Annotated in this window: 19 protein-coding genes; 10 read left to right on the top strand and 9 right to left on the bottom strand. The window is 37.7% G+C overall.

Features of this window, described 5'->3' with window-relative positions; translation table 11 throughout:
- Positions 1-29: 29 nt before the first annotated feature.
- Entirely contained in the window at positions 30-470 is a 441-nt protein-coding gene (locus tag BZG01_RS00375; RefSeq protein ID WP_101307836.1) for a C-GCAxxG-C-C family protein, read from the top strand.
- Between the two features lie 48 nt (positions 471-518).
- On the opposite strand, the gene BZG01_RS00380 is transcribed toward BZG01_RS00375, so the two are convergent.
- Positions 519-1,832 (bottom strand): cysteate synthase, encoded by a 1,314-nt coding sequence (locus tag BZG01_RS00380; RefSeq protein WP_101307837.1) that lies wholly within the window; start codon positions 1,830-1,832, stop codon positions 519-521.
- Between the two features lie 363 nt (positions 1,833-2,195).
- On the opposite strand from BZG01_RS00380, the gene BZG01_RS00385 reads away from it, so the two are divergent.
- The 4 genes from BZG01_RS00385 to BZG01_RS00400 all read left to right on the top strand — a co-directional run bounded on the left by BZG01_RS00385 (position 2,196) and on the right by BZG01_RS00400 (position 6,447).
- Positions 2,196-3,173 carry a Gfo/Idh/MocA family protein gene (locus BZG01_RS00385; RefSeq protein WP_101307838.1) on the top strand — a complete coding sequence of 326 codons (978 nt, stop codon included), beginning with the start codon at positions 2,196-2,198 and terminating at the stop codon, positions 3,171-3,173.
- Positions 3,174-3,177: 4 nt separating this feature from the next.
- Positions 3,178-3,645 carry a hypothetical protein gene (locus BZG01_RS00390; protein ID WP_101307839.1) on the top strand — a complete coding sequence of 156 codons (468 nt, stop codon included), beginning with the start codon at positions 3,178-3,180 and terminating at the stop codon, positions 3,643-3,645.
- Positions 3,646-3,964: 319 nt separating this feature from the next.
- Positions 3,965-5,587 carry an AMP-binding protein gene (locus BZG01_RS00395; RefSeq protein WP_101307840.1) on the top strand — a complete coding sequence of 541 codons (1,623 nt, stop codon included), beginning with the start codon at positions 3,965-3,967 and terminating at the stop codon, positions 5,585-5,587.
- 284 nt (positions 5,588-5,871) lie between these two features.
- Entirely contained in the window at positions 5,872-6,447 is a 576-nt protein-coding gene (locus tag BZG01_RS00400) for an acetate uptake transporter (protein ID WP_281256408.1), read from the top strand.
- Between the two features lie 186 nt (positions 6,448-6,633).
- Here the strand turns inward: BZG01_RS00400 and BZG01_RS00405 are convergent, their stop codons facing one another.
- From BZG01_RS00405 to BZG01_RS00430, 6 genes are all read right to left on the bottom strand, one after another.
- Positions 6,634-6,948 (bottom strand): putative quinol monooxygenase, encoded by a 315-nt coding sequence (locus tag BZG01_RS00405; RefSeq protein WP_101307842.1) that lies wholly within the window; start codon positions 6,946-6,948, stop codon positions 6,634-6,636.
- A gap of 312 nt (positions 6,949-7,260) precedes the next feature.
- Complete coding sequence (locus tag BZG01_RS00410; protein ID WP_101307843.1) at positions 7,261-8,022, bottom strand: DUF2202 domain-containing protein; 762 nt, start codon at positions 8,020-8,022, stop codon at positions 7,261-7,263.
- Positions 8,023-8,144: 122 nt separating this feature from the next.
- Positions 8,145-8,591 carry a hypothetical protein gene (locus BZG01_RS00415; RefSeq protein WP_143470798.1) on the bottom strand — a complete coding sequence of 149 codons (447 nt, stop codon included), beginning with the start codon at positions 8,589-8,591 and terminating at the stop codon, positions 8,145-8,147.
- An 86-nt stretch (positions 8,592-8,677) separates the two neighbouring features.
- The gene (locus BZG01_RS00420; protein ID WP_180327151.1) at positions 8,678-9,211 is read right to left on the bottom strand and encodes a periplasmic heavy metal sensor; all 534 of its coding nucleotides are present in this window, start codon (positions 9,209-9,211) and stop codon (positions 8,678-8,680) included.
- Positions 9,204-9,641, bottom strand: a complete 438-nt coding sequence (locus BZG01_RS00425) for a zf-HC2 domain-containing protein (protein ID WP_101307846.1) — start codon at positions 9,639-9,641, stop codon at positions 9,204-9,206. The genes BZG01_RS00420 and BZG01_RS00425 overlap by 8 nt, the downstream gene beginning before the upstream one ends.
- Positions 9,642-9,687: 46 nt before the next feature.
- The gene (locus BZG01_RS00430) at positions 9,688-10,263 is read right to left on the bottom strand and encodes an RNA polymerase sigma factor (RefSeq protein ID WP_101307847.1); all 576 of its coding nucleotides are present in this window, start codon (positions 10,261-10,263) and stop codon (positions 9,688-9,690) included.
- Positions 10,264-10,546: 283 nt separating this feature from the next.
- Here BZG01_RS00430 and BZG01_RS00435 point away from each other — a divergent pair, with 283 nt between their 5' ends.
- The 5 genes from BZG01_RS00435 (at position 10,547) to BZG01_RS00455 (ending at position 13,396) form a co-directional block, all read left to right on the top strand.
- Positions 10,547-10,885 carry a TM2 domain-containing protein gene (locus BZG01_RS00435; RefSeq protein ID WP_101307848.1) on the top strand — a complete coding sequence of 113 codons (339 nt, stop codon included), beginning with the start codon at positions 10,547-10,549 and terminating at the stop codon, positions 10,883-10,885.
- Between the two features lie 26 nt (positions 10,886-10,911).
- Entirely contained in the window at positions 10,912-11,304 is a 393-nt protein-coding gene (locus tag BZG01_RS22055; protein WP_425436046.1) for a DUF2752 domain-containing protein, read from the top strand.
- A complete protein-coding gene (locus BZG01_RS00445) occupies positions 11,301-11,759 on the top strand; it encodes a magnetosome magnetite crystal formation protein family (RefSeq protein WP_101307850.1) in 459 nt (152 codons plus the stop codon). Before BZG01_RS22055 ends, BZG01_RS00445 begins: the two co-directional genes overlap by 4 nt.
- A 24-nt stretch (positions 11,760-11,783) precedes the next feature.
- A complete protein-coding gene (locus tag BZG01_RS00450) occupies positions 11,784-12,137 on the top strand; it encodes a hypothetical protein (RefSeq protein ID WP_101307851.1) in 354 nt (117 codons plus the stop codon).
- Between the two features lie 614 nt (positions 12,138-12,751).
- Positions 12,752-13,396: a PQLLE family protein gene (locus BZG01_RS00455; RefSeq protein WP_101307852.1), complete on the top strand. Its 645-nt coding sequence runs from the start codon at positions 12,752-12,754 to the stop codon at positions 13,394-13,396.
- A gap of 149 nt (positions 13,397-13,545) precedes the next feature.
- On the opposite strand, the gene BZG01_RS00460 is transcribed toward BZG01_RS00455, so the two are convergent.
- Positions 13,546-14,832, bottom strand: coding sequence for a glycoside hydrolase 5 family protein (locus BZG01_RS00460; RefSeq protein WP_101307853.1), 1,287 nt, complete (start codon positions 14,830-14,832; stop codon positions 13,546-13,548).
- Positions 14,833-14,881: 49 nt separating this feature from the next.
- Positions 14,882-17,482, bottom strand: a complete 2,601-nt coding sequence (locus tag BZG01_RS00465; protein WP_101307854.1) for a beta-mannosidase — start codon at positions 17,480-17,482, stop codon at positions 14,882-14,884.
- Between the last annotated feature and the right edge of the window lie 2 nt (positions 17,483-17,484).

The raw sequence follows: 17,484 nt of genomic DNA on the forward strand, positions 1-17,484 counted from the left end.
GCATTGCAAATTCAATCAAAACCACTCTCATGAATTCAAAAGCAACTCAGGCTTTAGAGGCTTTTCAATCAGGAATGAATTGTGCCCAATCGGTGCTGTTACCATATTCTACCGACTATAATTTTGACGGTAATTTAGCTTACCAAATCTCAAGCGGATTTGGTGGCGGTATGGGACGACTTCAAAAAACCTGCGGTGCTGTTACCGGTGCATTTATGGTTTTGGGAATTCATAACTGCAAAAAATACAGCAATCATCAACTCCAAACAGACAACAATCGAATTTTAATTCAGGAATTTAACCGCAAATTTGTACTAGAGCACAATTCTACAAATTGTGATGAACTAATAACATGTAATCTGAATACAGAAGAAGGACAAGCTTATGCTGAAAAAAATAAAGTGAAAGAGAAGATTTGTGAAAAATGCATCATCGATGCGATCGAAATTATAGAATCACTAATAAAATAGGCACCGATAAAATACCAATAAAAAAGCAGGCTAAAAGCCTGCTTTTTTTTATATTATTTCTGAAGATTCTATTTTAAAGAGCTTCTCCAACACCTCTTTTAGCGAATCAAGTTCAGGATTAATGTCGAAGACATGAGATGGTTTCAGATAGCAAACCTCTTTTTCTCTTTTAAAACGTTCTTCTCCTCCTCCGGTTATATTCAGCATGATACAAGCTTTTTTATTAATATTTCCTTCCTGCACATATTTAATTAAACTAGCTACAGCAACAGCAGAAGCAGGGTGAATATCATTTCCTTCAGTCTCTTCAAATATTTTGGACGCTTCCATTGCTTCATCGTTGGTCGCTTTCAAAACATCACCACCGGCATCCTTTATCGCATCAAACATTCCTCCAACAATTGAATAAGGAGGTTTGCGATTCGACAACACCTTTGCTACGATTTCTTCCACTTGCTTTCTCGCCAAATTATCGTCTAGCGGCAATATTTCTCTCGAATCTGCTTTCCATGCATCATACATTGGCAGGAATGGCGTATTCTGAGACACCATCAATTTCATTTTGTTGGAACCAAAACGGCCATCTTCAATAAAACGAAGATTAGCTTCCCATGCCGCAATTGCACCTGTTCCACTGCCAACAGCCTGAAAATAGTAATCAGGAATTTTACCAATCTCTGTTACCGCAGAAAGAACTGTAGTTCCCATTCCATCTCTTCGTGCAACATTTTTAGCTCCTCCTTCTGCAATGAAACCCTCTAACTGACAGGCCAGATTCGATAAATGAATGGCGTCAAAATAATCGCTTCCCGATTTTGTTGCAATCAATCTAACATTCTCTTTAATCGGTTCATCGAACCAAAGAGCATTAATATTATCCTCGGGAACACAAAGTAACAAAGGAATATTATTATCGGAACACACTCTTGCAAATGCACGTGCAGTATTTCCTGCAGATGCAACCACAAGGATCTGTCCTGTATCACTCAACCTGCCACTTACCGAAAAAGCCTCAGTTTCTTTGAACGAACAGGTTCTGAAATTTGCTCCCTTCTCAGGCCAGTACCCGCTAAATGTGATATATAAATTTTCTAATCCCAAATATTTAGACAACCCTTCACTTTTATATGTTGCCGGAGCAGATGATCCTTCCAATGTTCTGTGAATAGGTAACCAATCGGCAAACTTATAAATCCCCATAGAACTATCCTTAAGCTCAAGCTGCTTTTTTTGATATTTCGTTCTTATTAAACAAGCTTTTTCTTCAGCAGGAGCATCCAAAGTCCACCCTTCATCTTCAAATTTCTTTCCTGTCTGTAAAGACTCAAGAATATATTCAGTAGCTCGAAAATCTATAGCCATTCTTTTATGTTTTGATTTTGAAAGCGTAAAAATAGACATTTTGAATGGCTTGGTAAACTTTTTTCAGCTATTTAGAAACATTTCCTCTAAGTTTCCCAATCAATTTACTAAGAACAGAAAAAGGTAAGAGAATATAATTAGAGATGATATTCAACAGGTTAGTAAAAAAAACAGAATGCTCAATTCCGACCTGCAATTGATTTTATTATTAAAAAACACATTCAAACAATACTGCTTTTCATTTCACTTTTTGGAACAAAAGCTTATATTTAACAATCAGAAAATTTATATCCGAATCCTGTTTTTCAAAAGAATTCGTTTTTATATTCTTTTGAATAAAACATCAGGTAAACACATGTTTTTATGACTATTAAATGGGGAATTTTAGGTGCAGGCAGAATTGCGAAGAAATTTGCAGAAGATTTTAAAGTTGTGAACAATGGGACAATTATTGCTGTTGCCTCAAGATCGCAAGACAGATCCACAGAATTTGCTCATGAATTTGAAATTCCGAAGGCATATTCTTCTTACGAAGAAATGGTGAAAAATTCAGATGTTGATGTTGTGTACATTGCTACGCCTCACAATTTTCATTTGGAGCATGCCAGACTTTGTCTGAACAATGGAAAATCTGTTTTGTGCGAAAAACCGGTTACTGTAAACTCTGCAGAGTTTGAACTTCTTCAAAATCTGGCCAAAGAAAAGAATTTATTTTTCATGGAAGCGCTGTGGACCTATTACCTGCCGACCATTATCGAAGCCATGAATTGGATTCGGGAAGGTAAAATAGGCGAAGTTAAACAAGTACAGGTAAGTTTTGGCTATGCTGGTAATATGGATGAAAAAATTCGTTTGGCAAATCCGGATTTGGCGGGTGGCGCTTTATTGGATATTGGAGTATATGGTATTGCAATGGCTGAATTGGTGTTTGGTGAAGAAATTGAAGACATACAGGCAATGGCTCATTTTTCTAAAACAGGAATTGATGATTACAACAGCATCCAATTAAAATATATAAGTGGCGGAATGGCACAAATTTCAAGTTCTTTGGTTTCCGAACTTAAAAATGAGGCCGTAATTTGTGGTACCAAAGGACGCATAGAAATCCCTCAATTTTGGATGGCTAAAAAAGCATTTTTAATAAGTCCTGATGAAAAATTAGAGTTTATCAATAAAGAATTGCAACTTGGGTATAATCATGAAGCTTTTGCTGTAAATGAATTGCTAAAAAAAGGAGCAGTTGAAAGTTCTGTAATACCTTTACTAAAAAGCAAAAAAATATTATCAATAATGGATCAAGTAAGAGAACAAATAGGTTTAAAATATCCATTCGAAAAGTAATTGTATGAATAAAAACGACATCATATTGGGTAAAGGTATCTTAGGAATTAAATTTGGCATGCAACCTGCCGAAGTTGAAAAAATACTGGGAAACGCAGATGATGTTGGAGAATACTCCCTTTCTCCGGATGAAGTAAGTGTCACACTTTTATACATTGACAAAGGACTTAGCTTTACATTCGAATCTATTGATCAGAACAGACTCAGCTACATTTCGGTTCTGAATGAGCAATACAGTATTTTTCAATTCATTAAGGTTGGTTTAAGTAAAAAAATGCTGCTGGCTGAACTTGAACTTTTTCAACTTGGAAAACCGGAATTTGAGGACGTTGGTTCAGAGGAATTTCCAACTCATGAATTGATATTTTTCCCAAACGAAAATCTGCATCTTTGGCTTGACAACAATCAAATTTCAGAAATTCAATTTGGCCCCTTTTTTGATGATTTTAAAACAATTGTATGGGAAGATTAATAATCTTCCTTTTTTTTGCTGATCATTTTATAGAATTAAACCGAAACTGTTTTAAGGTGAAATACTTAATTCAATATCCCGGGAATAGGTTCTATTATCCCGGTTATATTTGTTGTCCGCTAAAATATTTTTTATAAATTGCGCCCATATTAAAACAAGGAGCTACGGCTCCATCACAACTTTTATTACTTCCTAATCAAAAAAGTTTAGCCGGTTCCGGTTAACTGCAGAAAGATGGTTTTCAATTGTTAATTGATGTATTACAGATAATCACATCACGGGTTAATTGTGTTCAATTGGCTCATTTATACATAAAAGAATGAACAAACTATCTTACGAGCACGGAAGCTCGAATTTGCCTCTTTTAGGCGAAACAATTATTGAACGACTTCGCAAAACGGTTGAATTATTTGGCGATAGAGATGCCTTAATTGTTCCTTATCAAAATTACAAAGCAACATATCTTGAATTTTGGCAACAGATTGAAGAAGTAGCAAAAGGATTACTTGCATTTGGAGTTGGAAAAGGAGATCGGGTTGGAATATGGTCGCCGAACAGACACGAATGGGTAATTGTTCAATTTGCCACAGCTCGAATAGGTGCTATTTTGGTAAATGTTAATCCGGCCTATAAATCAGCAGAACTTAAATTTGCCCTTCGTCAATCAGAAATTAGTCTTTTAATTATGTCGGAAGGATTTCGAAAAACCAACTACTTCGAAATTATTCAGGAGGTAAGACAATCCTGCATTCATCTAAAACAAATTGTAATTTTAGATCGGGACTGGCATGCATTAATTGAGGCAGGCAAGAGAATTTCAACATCTCAAATAGAAGAAATAGAATCTCAGCTTCAGTTTGATGATCCGATCAATATTCAATACACTTCGGGAACAACAGGTTTTCCAAAGGGAGCAACCCTAACCCATCACAACATTTTGAACAACGGTTACTTTATTGGTGAGCGTTTGCATTACAATGAAACAGACCGGGTTTGTATTCCGGTGCCGTTTTATCACTGCTTTGGTATGGTATTGGGCAATTTGGCATGCATTACACATGGATCTGCAATGGTGATTCCAGGTGAAGCTTTCGAAGCTGAAACTGTACTAAAAACTGTTCAAGATGAGAAATGCACTTCACTTTACGGAGTGCCTTTGATGTTTATTGCTGAATTGGAACATCCTAATTTTGAAAAATACGATTTAAGCAGTTTACGTACCGGAATTATGGCAGGCGCATCTTGCCCTGAGAAAGCGATGCTTGAGGTTCAGGAAAAAATGAACATGAAAGAAGTAGCCATTTGCTATGGCATGACAGAAACCTCTCCTGTTTCAACTCAAACTTTTGTAAACGACGAACTTAGTAAACGGGTAGGAACGGTTGGCCGGGTTCATCCTCATCAGGAAATTAAGATTATTGATCCGGAAACGGGAAAGATTGTTGCACGTGGCGAAGGTGGTGAATTTTGTACCCGGGGATACTCTGTAATGCTTAAATACTGGAACAATGAAGAAGCTACTAAATCGGTTATTGATAATGCCGGATGGATGCATACAGGTGATTTGGCCAGCATGGACGAGGAGGGTTACGTAACCATAACGGGTAGAATAAAAGATCTGATTATTCGCGGCGGCGAAAATATTTCTCCATTCGAAATTGAAGAATTCTTCCATTCTCACGAAAGCATCAGCGAAGTATATGTAATTGGTGTGCCCGACTACAAATACGGCGAAGTTGTAATGGCCTGGATAAAATTTAAAGAAGGAAAATCGGCCACCGAAGAAGAACTTAGAGATTATTGCAAAGGACAAATCGCTACTTACAAAATTCCTAAGTATTTTAAATTCACAAGCGAATTTCCAACCACGGTAACCGGGAAAATCCGTAAAGTTGAAATGAGAGATATTTCGAGTAAAGAATTGGAGTTGATTGGACGATAAAATATTCCCAATTGCAAAAAAAAGAAACAATCCTTATGCGTTTAATTGCATAAGGATTTTTTTTTGGAGCCTTCCCTCCTCTTTTTCAGACCTTTTAATATCATTTCCGCACAATCAAAATTCTATTTTCCCTGCAAAAAAGTTTCTTATCTCTTAATTATCACAAGCTTACAGATTTCAAAACAAAAACACAACCTAAAAGCATGTTTTATAACTACTTAGATAGAGTACTGGTCTCTTGATCTAATTGCTAGTTTTGCGATCTGAAAAATCAGAATAAATATATAAAGATGAGCAACGTAAAATTAGGTAATCCGGCTGTAGTCGGACTTGGTGGGTTTGGATTGACAACCCTTTTATTGCAGTTTCATAACATCGGATTGTGTGGATTAGGTCCTGTTGTTGCAATGGGATTTGTTTTTGGTGGACTGGCACAGCTTATGGCTGGTATGCTCGAGCACAAAAACGGCAACAATTTCGGCTTTGCAGCATTCTCCGGTTACGGTTCATTTTGGATTGGTTTAGGTGTTATCTGGCTGATGAATTTTTACGGGGTATACAAATCATCGACCACTGATGTTGGATATTACCTTGTTGCATGGACATTGTTTACTGCTATTTTATGGGTGGCATCATTCTTTATTCATGCTGCAATGGCTACCACTTTTACTACATTACTTATTGGTTTCATCCTTCTGGACTTAGGGCACTTCGGATTTCCAATTTTAGATGAGGTAGCTGGATACGAATTGATTATTTGTGCATTATGCGCCTGGTACATGATGGCTGCTATCATTATTAACGACGTTGCTGGTCGTACAATTTTGAAAGTGGGTCAGCCATGGATCAAAGCGAATTAATATTCTCTTAAATTCAACTCTTTTCGAGTAGAGTTTAACTGAACTAAAAAGAGGTAAACCGAAATTTTCTCAAATCAGATCGGTTTGCCTCTTTTTCTTTTTCTGCAACAACTTTTTACCACAAAGAACAGCAAGAACTTCACAAAGTTTACTTCTTTCCTTTTTTTACTTTGTGGTTAAACCATGCTACTTTAATATCTCCTTGTGCAGGCTCACATCAAACTCCTTTACGTGATCAGGTTTGCCATCATTAAAAAAGTCAGTAATATATTTTTGACTGCAATGCTCATCGAAGGTTTTCTGATCGTAAAACTTCTCTACAAAAGTAATTACATGCGGATTATCGATGCTCTGATTTAGTTCGTAACGAATGCAGCCACCTTCCTGATGTGTCGGCAATAATAAAGCATGTAAATTTTTGATTAACTGATCGGCCTCGCCCTCATTCGCAATAAATCTGGCAATACAAACCAACTGAGTTTCATTTTTTCTAATTTCCATATCTGTTTTTTATGTTTTGATTCTTTCGAAATTCAAACTTAAGGAAAATTTCAGAAACGATCATCACCTCTGCCAAGGGATTGTGAGGGAATAAATTGACTGATTAAAGCGACGTGATTTTGTTCTTTAAGAAGTTGCAAAAATTGCCAATAGCGGGCTATTAAATGTTTTTGCAAGGAACTTAATGGGCAAAAGGGCAAGCTTAAAGCGTCAAGTTATTTCGAAACATTTCCTAAGAACAAAAGGCCATTGATATTGCATCAACAGCCTTTATTTTCGGGATTACCCTACAATCTTTCTAAACCCGGAAAATCAATTCCATCCATTTCCGTTCCCTTTACGGTTTCTGTATTTATTTTGATAATCATTCAAACAACCATTACCGCGTTCGGTATCCGAATTAATGATCTCATTAAAATGATCATCACTTAAAACTGTTGGCTGATAAACTACTCCATAAGTACTTAACACCCGAACAAAAGCCCGTAAATGATTTCGTGAACCTCTCTGCAAATTATCATACACCAAAAGAATATCCTCATTCTCAGTTTCAGCCATCAAATCCTCTAAATCTTTAATATCCGCTTCCTCGATGAATGCACCGGCCTTTAAGGCTTCTTCTACTGATAATTTCCCTTTTTCGCTTACTTCATCATACAAAGCCTGCAGTGTCTCATTATTGTATTCCCCCGCAATTCCGGTTGCCGGATCCTCAATTCCGAACAAATCCAACAAAGTTAATACTGCTGCAGCATGAGTTGATTCCGAACGGGTAATATTGCTGAAAATCCTTACATCATACAAATCAGCAAACAAACTGTATGTATCATGAGCCAGCAACTCTTCTTCGCGCATTAGCAGCAATCCCTCCTGCTCACTTTCAGCCGCAACTGTTGTATCTATACTCAATACCGTTTTTAAGTTCGCCGTAATGATATCGGTGTATCCATCGGCCGAAACTTCAACCAAGGGCAAATTTGCCAAAGCTTCCGTTCCTCCATCCTCACTGTCGCAGGCAAAAAAGCCAAAACTCAGTGCAAAAGCGATTAAAAATTTTGTCATTCTATTTTTCATCTGTTTATAATTTTAAGTTTTTGTCCGATGGAACTTACCATATAATCATTTCCCTGTGTATAGAAAGCTTTATACATGGACGTTTCATGATTTCTGAATTTTGTTTTCAATTTTAAAATTCCTTACCTGTTTCCACGACCTTGTCCACCTCTGCCTCTTCGACCTTGTCCACAACCATTACCGCAAGCTCTTCCTCTTCTGCCTTTTTTCGCAAAAGACTGTGCATTCGAATTTTTGTTTTGCAGATATTGCTCACGCTGTTCAGGAGTAAGCACTGCACTTACTGCATTGGTATGTTTGCTCAGCTCTGTCTGCATTTTTTCTCTCACATTTGCTCTGTCGCTGTCACTTACAGCAGCCCTTCTTTCGGCACGTAAAGCGTCCATCACTTTCAAATGATCTGCTCTCAAATCATTCAATTGTTTGTTCTGTTCAACCGTTAAATTTGAAATTTGACTGCAATCGTTCCTACTGCGTCTGCTTTGTGCCTGGCTATCGGCGGCAGGAATTGCAAACACGATTACCATTAGCAGTAATCCAAAGTTTTTCAATAATTTTTGTGTTTTCATGATCTCTTTTTTAATTATTTTTTTGACATACTTCTCCCGGGATGCAATACAAATCACTTCCTAAAAAGAATATTTACAATAAAACGCTATTGATTTCTACCGCCGGGACCATTGCCGTGTCCCCAGCCTCTTCTTCTGCCTTTTGGTGTTTTCGCCTCATCATCATTTTGCAGCAAACGGCTAAACAAATCGTATAGTTTGGCCTGCTGCTCTTCGTTCAATTCACTCTTCATATCCAAATAAAACTGAACGGTTGCCAATTTCAACTCCTTATGCATCTCACCTATTTCACCGGCAATATTTTTCAGTTCCAGAGTATCGCAATTCTTGTTTCCCAATTGCTGCACCATTTCGCTTCGCAAAGCACTCAACCGATTCATAATCTGGTTTGCATCCTGATTGTAGTTCCTGTTTAATGATCGGAATATCATCTTCTCCTCTTCATTCAAGCCCAATTGATCTTTCAGAAACCTGGTTCTGAATTCATCCGGCATCTCCACCTTATTTTCTTCCACGATTCTTTCCTGCTGCATATGATACCAAAACGAGCCAATCGTTGACAAATTAACTGCCAATAAAATTAAAGCAAGCCACATCCAAATTTTATTCGCTTTATTCATGATATCCATCGTTTAAAAAGAACAATTCAATGGTTTCGTTATCTATTTCGTTAAAATAGGGATCGATTAAATTCGATTGCTGAATATTTTCAGTATCCGAAGCAAAATTTGCTCCCATAAAAATGCCCGATCCAATAGCCAGTACAAACAGGATACTCACAAATACAGGGATTAACAGTCTGGTAAAAACCGGCTGATTGGCTGTTCTTTGCTCTTCCTTAAAACGATTCATCGTTTTTGAGACAAAATATGGATTCGGCTGCAGCGATTTCTCCTTCTCGATAACATCCATAGCCGACTGAAGTAAAACCAAACGATTGGAACATGAACTGCACTCCGACAAATGATTCTCCATCTGCAGCATTTCATCCTTCAAGAGTTCCTTTTCCAGATAAAAAATTAATTTGCTATTTACCTCGTTGCATTTCATTTGTATTGTTTTTTGTATTGGACACCACTTTGAATAAAAACTTGCGCTACTTCTTAAAATTTTTATAATACCCGATGAGTTTTTTCTGCAAATTCGATTTTGCCCTAAACAGCAGCGACTCTACCGACGATTTCGAAATCTGCATCAAATCAGCAATTTCTGCATAGCTCAGTTCCTCATACTTACTCAATGCAAAAGCAATTTTCTGATTTTCGGGCAAAGAATCCAATGCAGCACGAATCGCATTGGCATGATCTTTTTCTTCGAGAGCCTTATCGGGATTTACAAAACCTGCCTTCTCCTGAACCTCTTCCTTTTTTCCCTGAAAAAAATCTTCGATACGACTAAAAAACTTTCTCCTTTTATTGGCCCGAATTGCATTTAAACTGCGTGTTATTGTAATTCTATACAACCAGGTTTTCAGGCTCGACTCATTTCTAAAATCGCTTATCGAATGATAAACCTGAATAAAAACATCCTGGGCAATATCTTCAGCATCTGTCTGATTGTGAATCATCCCCATAGCCGTATTCACCACCATCGACTGATAGGTCTCTACAAGCTGGCGAAATGCTGTTTCGTTTCCGGATTTGAGTTGTTCAACTAACTCCTTTTCAATCATGGTAAAAATACTTCGATGCTGATTATGTGAATTTAAATGCTTAGACACCCATTCGCAAATAAACTTGCGTTCTTTCACCAAAAAAATTGAAATAAGTAAATCTAAAAACTTCGATAAAGCAGGTATTTATTTATCTTTTTAGTATGTTAAGCAAAATGATTTTCATAAATTAGCGCTTTTTTATTTTAAAAATAAAACTTAACTGTGGAATCAAACACCACTATAAAAATAGGGCGTATCCGAAAAGCCAAACGAGTAGGATTATAATATATAATTTAGCAAAATGGATTCACAGAAAGTGGACATGTTTATCATGACCTATGGAAAGTTTTTTGAAAGTACCCAAATTATTGGGGTAAGAGAAAGCTTAAAAAATGCCGATGAATCAAAATGGGAAATTGTTCAATCTATCTCATTTAAAGATCCAACAACAAGTTTAATCGTTTCCTTACTTGGCGGCCCCTTTGGCATCGATCGTTTCTTTTTAGGCGATACAGGATTGGGAATTGGCAAATTGGTAACATGTGGTGGCTTTGGAATCTGGACTCTTATCGATTGGTTTCTGATTATGGGCGCAGCAAAAGAAAAAAACATGTCGAAACTTATGCAGGCACTGGCTTAATGGCAGGAAGCAGGAATCGGCTTTATATGCTGCTGATTGGAGCATGTTTAGTGGGGTATCTATGGTTATTTGTCAACCTAAATAAAGAAACTTCAATATTTCCGAATGAAGTAAATGTTTGTTTGTTTAAAAAAATAAGCACAATTCCCTGTCCTTCCTGCGGCTCTACAAGGTCTGTTCTATCTTTGCTTCATGGCAGGATAGAACAGGCTTTTCTTTTAAATCCTATAGGCCTTCTTCTATTTTTAATAATGACGGCAAGTCCGATTTGGATCTGTATTGATTTTCTGCTTAAAAAGGATAGCTTTTTTATTTTTTACAACAAAGCAGAGCACATCCTAAAACAAAAACTCGTTGCCATACCTCTTATCGTGTTGGTTCTCTTGAATTGGATTTGGAACATTTATAAAGACATATGATATCAACTGGTAAGTTTGCTTACGAACCAAAAGATGATGAAGCTGAAAAAGCTTCGAACAGCTATGTGATGTCGCTTGCTGCGCTGACAGCAGGATTACCTCTCCCTATAATAAATTTGATTGCAACTTTCTTTTTTTTTATCGCCAATAGAAAAGGAACCTACTTTGTTCGCTGGCACTGCACACAGGCATTGTTATCGCAATTCTCTTTGCTATTCATAAACAGCTTTGGCTTTTGGTGGACCACAGCAATCCTGTTCGATTCCGAACCCATTACAAACAGATACTTTTCCTATCTGATTACTGCTTTTATTTTCAATCTGGCCGAATTTATAACAACAATATATACAGCAGTACACACTCGAAAAGGAATTCATGTATCGTGGTGGTTCTATGGTCGCTTAACCGATCTACTTTGTCATCCGAAAACAGAAATACCCAAGAAATTATTTTAACCAAGCTTATTTCAGATTGAAAATATGAAGATCTTATTATTTCAGGCTATTATATCCATCAGTTTATTCTTTGGAATTTGGGGTTTACTTACTAACGTTAATTGGATTTCTATTTTTCAGATGGAACGAATTCAAGAAAATACGGAAGAAAAACCGGGAGAGCTCTACTGGAAGCTTTTTAATGAATATGAGGGAGTGATAAAAAACATTGAAGTTCTCGCTCCTCTGGATAGTATTCTTTCCAAAATTTATACTTCTAATAACATTGACAGGACGCAAATTAAAGTCCACATTATTGAGAGTGACGAAATATCTACCAAGAATCAAAATCCAGGAATATCTGAAAAAGATGCAATGGAAAATCGGGAATTAAATTGAAACTGTAATACAGAAGCAGAAGAAAGAATCTTTGACAGTAAAGAAAACAGAAAGAAGATTTGAATAATTTTGTGCAAGCGCAGATCAATTAAAAAACAATACGACTATTAAAAATTAAGTAATAATCTGTCAAGCTATTTCAGGAGAAGACACTTTCCCTTGCCCAAAAGTGCTTCCCGAGGCTAAAAAGTGCTTTCCCCTGCCAAAAAGTAAGTTCCCGATACTTAAAAGTGAATTCCCAATGCTAAAAAGCGACAATTTGTCGGAAAAAGCGTACTCCCGATCGTAAAAAGTGAATTCCTTATGTACAAAAGTGCTTTCCCTGTCCTAAAAAGCTTTCTCCCAATGGTAAAAAGTTCCTTCCCTGAATAAAAAAGTAAATTTTTAGTTTAAAAAATGAATTCCTAATCATAAAAAGTAAAATACCCTGACACATTGGTTTTTTTACAGCCTAGCAATCCATTTCCAGCCTTATTAACATATCCACCCTGGCATTAAAACATAATTTTAGCTTCTTATGTTTTTGTTTTTTGAAATATTATACTTACTTTCAATATCGATTAAAAAAAAACATATAGATAAACAGAATAATTGACCCTGAAAAAGACATTATCATGCCAAAAAGTTTACAAAAATCATTAGAAGAATGTAGAATACTCGTATATGGTTTATCGGGTAACGAAGCTATTAAAACACGAATTGCAGCGATTTATCCGGAAGATCGAATTTTGACTGGAGTAAAGCTTTACGAAAATGCCAAATCGGCTTTCGAAAGCCAATCGACAGAAAAAATTGAATCGACAGAAGCAAATCGTGAATTTAAAATTGTTTACGACAAGATATACGGGCAATTGGTGAAGATCCGTAAAGCCAGTCGTTACTTCTTCAAGAATAATGCTGAACTAAGCACTCTTCTTCGTTTAAACAAGGAAATACCGGGCAATTATGCTGACTGGAAAAACCTATGTGAGGAAACTACAAATGCAGTTCTTCAGCACATTGTAATTCAGGATAAATTAGCATTGGTTGAGTTAGGCTCTGAAGAAATTACTGAAATGGTACAGCAACTGGAAAAAATTGATGAGTTAAAAATAAAAGCGCAAAAAGAGGATGGTGAAGCTCAGGTTGCTACGGTTCGAAAACAAGAAACCTTTAACAAATTAATGGCATACTGCAACGATTTACGCGCCTGTCTGGATCTGTTTTACGAAAGGTCGGAACGCCAAACCTTGGAACAGCTTGGAATATTGGTTAAATAGAGACTACTACCACATATATATTTTGAAATGTACCCCCAATTGCTTTACAGCGGTTGGGGTTTTTCGCAATAAAAAAGACGTGGTAAAAACCGCGTCTTTCTGATATCTCATTGATTCGGTTTTCCCGAACATGAACTGTGGAGCAATAGCTAAAATTTAGATCCGCAGCATCTTTTTATGATTGCAAGAGTTGTAGAATCTTTATCATACACTCCATACCATCCCTGCAGTTCGTGAGGAGGATCTCCTAAATAAGTATCACCTTTTTTCCAGAATTCTCCCGGATGTGGTGGTCTTCCTTCTCCTGAATAGGACCAAAAATTTACACCTCTCACCATTCCATTGTTCTTTATGGATTCATCTACTTTGCTGAAAATAAATTCGTAAAAACGATCGCGGCAATTGGTTGTTGTGTCGGGAGAAAAAGATGAACCATCGCGGGCAATTCCAAATTCTTCGAGCACTATTGGCTTTTGAAGCTTTTTAGCTGCATCTACATGAACATCCCAATAAGAATTTACCTTTTGAAGCATTTCAGTGTATACCGAATCGCTTTGTTCGGGACTGTACCAGCCCCAGTTTTGTGCCCAGATGTGCATGGTTATGTAATCGATATTCGAATCGTCGTTATCAATTAAAACATTAACACCGGAAACCAAATCGGCCGTATTTCCTTCGGTACCCAAACACACTAAATGATTTGAATCAAGACTTTTGATATAGCCTGAAGTGGCACGCGTCCATTTCTGCAGTTGCTTAGGCACATCGTAACCCCGTGGTTCGTTCGCCAATTGCCAGGCCATAATCACAGCATCATCTTTATAGGCTTTTCCGGTTATCGAATTAATTCTGCCAATAATGGTTTTAATATGATTCTTCATCATCTCCTGCGCCGAATCGTTGCTAAAAAACTGTTTGGAATAGTCGGTGAACTGCTGCCACGAAGTTGGGGGCTCCTGAGGATAGGGAACTTCACCCATACCTGCCCAACGCAGATACTGAGGAAATCCCCCACTCCAGGTCCAGAAATTACCAAGCACCATAACCGCTTTCATCTCTCTTTTTCCCATTTCGGCAAGCAGGAAATCCAATCCTTGCCATATATCATTGTTGTACACTCCCGGAGCCGTTTGCAAGGCTGGATGGATACAGTAGCGCATAGCAGAGTCCGCTTCACTTGCAGCCAATATCCGCAAATTGGTAATCCCTAATTCCTGCATCTCATCCAATTCCCTTACTAATCGCTGCTGATCGCCCGATTGAGGCGCTCCCAGATTCATTCCCTGCCAATAATTAGCTCCTTTAAAGCTATATTCCTTTCCGTTTAGTGTGAATCCATTGTTAGCCACTTTAACAAAGTTGGCTTCATTTTTTTGCTGACAAGCAGAAAAAGCAATGAGTATGCCGGCTAATAAAAAGAGTAGAGTCTTGTTCATAGTTTTTATAAGTTTATGCACCAATATTTTTTAGGTGCTGTAGTTTTTCTTACTCGGAAATTTGCTGCAAATGCCTTATTTGCAAATCGCTTTGCTGCGGCACATCATTTCCTGTCAATTCTATTGTTCGTTTTTCGCCCGGCAGCAAATCAAAGTAATTATCGGAACATCTGATATCTGAATCCTTAAAATTCAGGTACAAATCGCGAACTAATTTATCGGCTGAAACTTGAATAAAGTGCCTGCCTTCTTTTTCAATCAATTGTACGTTAATCTTAGCTTCGGGCAAAAGCAGATCTTTTGGTTTGGCAAAATAGTACTTGCCGTCAGTCAGGAGCTGATCCTCTTCTCTTACTTCCATTTGCAGCACAACCGAATTTTTATCGAATTTACCAAGTAGATCAGCAAGACTGCTTGTGAAAAGTACCGAACTGGTATTGGCTGCCAAATCAACAGAAATTTCCTGTTTAAACAATTGTTCTCCTTTAAAACTGATCAGATTCAGACTCAAAACACCCTTCTTCCCAACCAATAAATCTGAAACACCATAAATAGCCAGAGTATCATTTTTTGCAAAAGCAGACAGCAAAACGGGTTGATATGCTTTTCGAACCATGTAATGCATGGCTTTCCATTTGTGATAATAATCGGTACTGCTCCAACTGGCAACCGGCCAGCAATCGTTAATCTGCCAGTAAAGAGTTCCCATGCAATAAGGTCTGGCCCGTCGGTGTGCTTCAACCGCGGTTTTTATTCCCCTTGCCTGCAATACCTGACTCATGTATAGAAATTTCTCAAAATCAGTGGGTACTTTGTAATCCCAACCCATGTATTCTTTAATGCGCAAATTACCTATTCCGCTTCGCTGATGAGAAGCCATCACTTCTGATTCGATGTTGTAATCTTCGGGTAAGGTGTACTTTTTCACCGTTTCGAAATCGGGGAAAGATTGAAAACCGTATTCGCTCATAAAACGAGCTTTGTATTTGTCAAAATCCTCGAACGGATGCAATCCGTGCCACACGCCCCAATAGTGCATATCTCCGCTCCTGTTATCGTAATCAGCATGCTTTTCGGGTTCGAATCCTGCCTGAGGCGACGATGGCCAATAGTCATCTCCATCGGTATATTCCGCAACTGCATCCGGTAAAATGTCATGGAAAATATCCATGTATGCCTTTTGAATTTCTTCGCGTTGTTCCTCGTTATATAGTTCTTTCCAACCCCAACCCGATTTGGAAAAATAACTCCAGGCAGTATTTATTTCGTTGTTCCCGCACCAAAGGGCAATGGATGGATGGTTGCGCAAACGCACAATATTGTCTTTGGCTTCCTGTTTCACATTTTCTAAAAATTCCTCGTTGCCCGGATACAAGGAGCAGGCAAACATGAAATCCTGCCAAACCATAATGCCGTTTTTATCGCACAAATCATAGAAAATATCGTTCTCGTATGTGCCGCCTCCCCAAACACGAAGCATGTTCATGTTGGCATCTTTTGCATCGGCAATTACTTTTTCGTAATCGGCTTTGCTAACCCGCGGCAAAAAATTATCATTGGGAATGTAATTTGCACCTTTTGCAAAAACAGCAACTCCATTCAGTTCAAAATAGAACGACTCCCCTGCCTCATCTTTTTCCCGAACCAGTTTCAGACTTCTTAATCCTGTATTTACAACATATTTAGCCATTACAGAATTGTCCTTTACCAATTGAGCTTCGAATTGGTACCTATTCGGCTCACCCAATCCGTTCGACCACCACAATTTTGGGTTTTCGATATTGAATGGAACAGAAATCAAATTGCTTCCTTTTTCAATTTCAACCTGCTTATTCAGCAATTCCTTGCCTGTAGATTGATCTTTTACGATTACTTTTCCTGTAAAAGCTTCGTTTGCTTCCACTGTAAAATCTGCAGTCAGTTTAGCCTGTTCTTTCTTTACCGATTTTTGCTGAATGAACACATCTTTAATACGAACTTCATCCCAGGCTTTAAGCTCAATTGGCCGCCAAATACCGGAGGTCACAAAACGCGGTCCCCAATCCCAGCCATAATGATAACCGGCTTTGCGTGTAAAAACAGACACTTTTTTGTCGCCCAACCCGCCATTCTCCGATTGATCATTGCTTGCTGGGTATGTATAGGCTGATGCGTTCAATAATTCCAATCCTTTTTTAACAGGAGAATGAAAATAGATGCGAAGTTGATTCTCGCCTGCTTTTGCCAGCTTTTTAATATCTATTTCCCATTCCCGAAACATATTATCGGCTTTCAACACCAACGAACCGTTAACATACACATCGGCATAGGTATCCAATCCTTTAAAACCGAGATGCAGATTTTGCCTGCTGATTTCCTTTTCGGATAATTGAAAAGAACTGCTGTATTCCCAATCCTCTTTATCAATCCATTGCTGATTTTTCTCGTTTGTACGATAAAACGGATCTTCAATCTGTTTATTCGCAAGCAAATCGGTATGAATGGTTCCGGGTACTGCCGCGTTTCCTGCAAGCTCACTATTTACCTGATGATAAGTCCAGTTGGAGTTTAATTCCCTTGTTTCCATGTTTTTAATTTCATTCGGTTGACATGCATTAAATAGTCCTGTAAAAAATAGTAATGCCATTAAATTCAACCTGTAATTGTTCATGA

Origin of the sequence: Labilibaculum manganireducens (assembly GCF_002843385.1) — a bacterium.
Lineage (GTDB): Bacteria > Bacteroidota > Bacteroidia > Bacteroidales > Marinifilaceae > Labilibaculum > Labilibaculum manganireducens.